At 61.6% G+C, this 2,927-nt stretch carries 4 protein-coding genes; 1 reads left to right on the top strand and 3 read right to left on the bottom strand.

Annotation, left to right across the window (positions count from 1 at the left end):
- Nucleotides 1-309: hypothetical protein (locus tag AC1DJT_RS35650; protein WP_476835952.1), on the top strand; the 309-nt coding region annotated here is incomplete at its 5' end.
- A gap of 683 nt (nt 310-992) precedes the next feature.
- Here the strand turns inward: AC1DJT_RS35650 and AC1DJT_RS35645 are convergent.
- The 3 genes from AC1DJT_RS35645 to AC1DJT_RS35635 all read right to left on the bottom strand — a co-directional run bounded on the left by AC1DJT_RS35645 (nt 993) and on the right by AC1DJT_RS35635 (nt 1,962).
- On the bottom strand, nt 993-1,118 hold the full coding sequence (locus AC1DJT_RS35645) for a hypothetical protein (protein ID WP_441509178.1): 126 nt from the start codon (nt 1,116-1,118) through the stop codon (nt 993-995).
- A 133-nt stretch (nt 1,119-1,251) separates the two neighbouring features.
- On the bottom strand, nt 1,252-1,464 hold the full coding sequence (locus AC1DJT_RS35640) for a hypothetical protein (RefSeq protein ID WP_441509179.1): 213 nt from the start codon (nt 1,462-1,464) through the stop codon (nt 1,252-1,254).
- Nucleotides 1,465-1,776: 312 nt separating this feature from the next.
- Nucleotides 1,777-1,962: a hypothetical protein gene (locus tag AC1DJT_RS35635; RefSeq protein WP_476770749.1), complete on the bottom strand. Its 186-nt coding sequence runs from the start codon at nt 1,960-1,962 to the stop codon at nt 1,777-1,779.
- Nucleotides 1,963-2,927: the final 965 nt, after the last annotated feature.

The following is a 2,927-nucleotide window of genomic DNA, read 5'->3' as shown; positions in this document are numbered from 1 at the left end:
CACGACTACCGAGTGGACCGCACCCGCGTCCTGGCAATCAGGCTGGCTATCCAAATCTTCACGGTGATCGAGAAAATCCGTGGTTCGATCCCCTCTGTGTCGTCGAGGTCTGATCGAGCGATAGAACCACATGCGGCTTTTGAGAGGGCTGTCAGACGTGCATTAGATCTTAACGACGACGACACTGCCCGGGAGTTCTGGTCTGCACGGGCCAATCGGGATTGGATCCACGCGGACGGCGACGTGGTAGGCTACTCGTTCCGGGCGGCCGGTGATCTGATCGCCGAGGTTCGCGGCCAAGGCTGCTAGCTGAATTGGTATTGATGCGGTCCCGTCGCGGTCGTGTCCGATCGCGTTCGCGCGGCAATGGCACACGAAGACTGGCGCCCGGCAACGACGCGCTCGCGATCAACCATGGACCTCTTCTCGACCACCCGAAGCGGCGCGGGCGGAGCTCAGTTGCGATATCGGGTCGATGTCGATCGAGCCATGCGGTCGCCTCGGCGCCATCGACACGGCACTCGAATGTCGGCCAGGATGGATCCTCCCTCGACTCGATCTCCAGCCGATCCCGCGCGTAGCGGATCAGTTCGCTGATCGCTTCATATCCAGTCCGGAGCTCGAGGGCGTCAGCGACCCACGGCGCCGACCAGCCCCGTTTGGCGAGAAGCGCAATGGCGGCCGGATCGGCCTCGTCGAACCAAGGGGTTGCGTCGAACTCGACCAGCGTGGGATGATCTCTTCGCTACTGGCCAGGACGCCCACCGTGAGTTCTGACTCACTGTGGAGAACGAAGGGACGCCGGCTTTCCTCGAACGTGGGTCCGGCATCATGCATTGAACTGAGGGAAGTCGCACTCGGACACCTTGCCATCCCTCCCTTTCGGCCGATGATGATCGTGCGGCCGAGCCGCGAGGCTCGGTGGCTGTCCGGGCTCGCTGGGCAGCCGGCCGGCTGGATCAAGCCCCCCAGCTCCCTGCCGGCCCGCGCTCTTATTTGACGGCGATCGGGATGACGATGAGCCTAGCGAGCGCCAGCACGATCGCAGCGCGCAGCCAGACAGCCTTGACGGGATTGCCCGCAAGCATGTGATGCCCCCACGCGACGAATGAACTCATACGCAGCTTCCCGCGGCTGACACATCCTTCGCGACGGAACAGCTCCATCCGAAGGACGTCATCACGAGCAGTCGCGCGGTGCTAGCCACGTTGGTTGCGCGCGGCAGCGCTCAACTCAGTCCGACACAAGCTCTCATCCGGACGCCGTTGCGAGTGTCACGACCCGCGAAAGCGGGCGCCCATCCGGCGCACAGAATCCCTCAGCGCGACCCTCAACGATCCATTGCTCGATCTGCCTGCCGACCGCTTCGCCTTCCTTCTCGCGGTTGGCGGCATAGTGGTCGCGTTGCTCTCGCTCCATTCTCTCGAGCTGTTTGAGCCATTCCGCGTAGGTGATCGTCGCCATCCAAGCCTCCCCGCCGCGACACACATTGAGGCAGTATTCGACATGCGGCTTGGTTACCCTCGTAAAGGCTCTCCTTGACGCCGAAGATTACTTTGTTCGGGGTGAGACCAGTCTTCGGACCGGCGAAGCATACTTCAAACTCGACGGCATCCAGGAATCCATCCGGCCGGTCCGCGAGAACTGTCGCTGGTGACTACAACGAGTGGATACACGAACGCCCGCCATCGTTGGCGGTATCGGCGGGGACGTAGGCTGAGCAGCTAGTCGAAGTCCATCTCTCGCCACCCGATCCCGCACGGGAATTCGCTCGAGCTAACGCAGGATTGGGAGGTCTCCAATATTTACCGCGCCGAGCTGGCTTTGAAACGTCGTCGTTCGGTCGGCACTCTGCTGTTGCGAGACCCCGGAGATCATGTGCTCACCGGTGTCATAAACCGTCCGTTTGGTTCCATCGTCGATGATCAGCCGACGGGCGGTCGGAAAGAAGGCATAACGCATGTCGTTTTGGCTTCCCGCTGTCGCTGGGAGACCAAACTCGGCGGGCCAGCCTAATTCGTTGCTCCGCGCTGGATGGCTTTTGCTTGCGCGCTTTGCCACATCCATCTCGATTTCGCCCCTCTGGAGCCCATCAGCTAGGTCGTGAAGCACTCCATCAAGCTTCCCCTTGTCGCGGCATTGAACATGTCTCCGACCATGCTCATCCCGCCGGCGATCCATTGGGCCATCCCACCAAACTCAGGATGAGAGAATTGGGCCATCTTGCCATGACCGCGGCGAAGCGTTGCTAACGCGACCTCTACCGCGTCTATTCCCACCCCATGCTTCCGAGCGGTCCTGGCAACTAGGTCCTCAGCAAGGCCATGCTCAGTGTGTTCCTTTACGGAGAGCGCTCCGTTCCGGATTGCAGCCTCTTGTTCCGGCGAAAGAGGATTTCCGTTTCCGTCTTTCATGGCAGCACCTTGACGCCCTGGGCCAAGTTTAGCGCGCAGCCCCCACCGAAACGGATGTTACTACTCAATGTTCCTCGGAGTCATTGCCTTCTCGCGAAGCGACGCGCGCGCTGCGGTTATCCGCCGGGGGCCTTGAGAATTGAGCCGGCGCGTTCATCTGATGGAACGCTGCCGGCTCTCATCACGGCGTTCCCTCCCCGCGACGCCACTCTCCTACCTGCAGCACCATGGCCGATGCCATTATCCTTTCGTCGGTATTGAAACCTCTGGCTGTTTAGGGGGCCGATCCTGTGCTGTGGGCCTTCCCCCAGCAGCAGCTTGACTCGAACTCGATCCGATCAGGGTCAAGACGCGCGACTTCCGGTGACGGTGAATTTGGCCCACAGGGCCATGGCGGACATTGCATCCTTCTGGCACGCTGCCGTCGGAGGATGCCCATGGTCGCGACATCATGCCTGCGCACACTCGCCGACACGGATGAACCTGTCGCTGCCCCCTCGCACGAGGGCCTAC

The organism is Allobosea sp. 05T422_2, from assembly GCF_056396265.1.
The sequence above is the reverse complement of the archived record's forward strand: the minus strand, read 5'-3'. Positions and strand labels throughout refer to the sequence as shown.

Bases quoted from the DNA above. Each gene is read 5' to 3' on its own strand.
- AC1DJT_RS35645 (WP_441509178.1), bottom strand. From the start codon at position 1,118: ATGAGTTCATTCGTCGCGTGGGGGCATCACATGCTTGCGGGCAATCCC.
- AC1DJT_RS35640 (WP_441509179.1), bottom strand. From the start codon at position 1,464: ATGGCGACGATCACCTACGCGGAATGGCTCAAACAGCTCGAGAGAATG.
- AC1DJT_RS35635 (WP_476770749.1), bottom strand. From the start codon at position 1,962: ATGCGTTATGCCTTCTTTCCGACCGCCCGTCGGCTGATCATCGACGAT.